The following is a 418-nucleotide window of genomic DNA, read 5'->3' as shown; positions in this document are numbered from 1 at the left end:
GCCTTCGACAATGCCCCAGGTTGTGCGCCCGTCGATCCTTACAGTAGCCAGTTTCACGGCGTGTTCTCCATTCTCAGATCGGAATTCTTGTCTCGCTCGGCTGGAGCGTCACGAAGACGCACGTCGATCTCGCGCAGGAGACCGTCGAGCTCGGTGACATTGCGCACCGTGCCGAAGACGTAATGGTCGGGGCGGACGATCGCTGCGACGACACCGTGACGATCGAACCAGTTCGCCAATACGCCCTCGGTCTCTTCGAGCGCGTCAGGCGCACCGGCGCCGACGGGTGCGACTGCCGCCGCAGATATGTCCGGGCGTGTGGCGCAGAGCGAGAGCATGGGGGCGGCATCATTGCTGCGGCCATCGATGAACAGTCGCCAGCCCGGTTCGATCACTTCGTCCAGCAAGCGAGCCGTAC

1 pseudogene is annotated in these 418 nt (G+C 63.4%); it reads right to left on the bottom strand.

Going from position 1 to position 418, the window contains the following annotated elements:
- Positions 1-53: 53 nt before the first annotated feature.
- Positions 54-418: pseudogene (locus tag VSR71_RS35150) on the bottom strand (hypothetical protein); the annotation flags it as partial.

The sequence above is a fragment of the Cupriavidus oxalaticus genome (genome assembly GCF_038900635.1).
Classification (GTDB): Bacteria; Pseudomonadota; Gammaproteobacteria; order Burkholderiales; family Burkholderiaceae; genus Cupriavidus; species Cupriavidus oxalaticus_B.
Note: the sequence above shows the minus strand (reverse complement) of the source record. Positions and strands in the feature narration are given on the sequence as shown.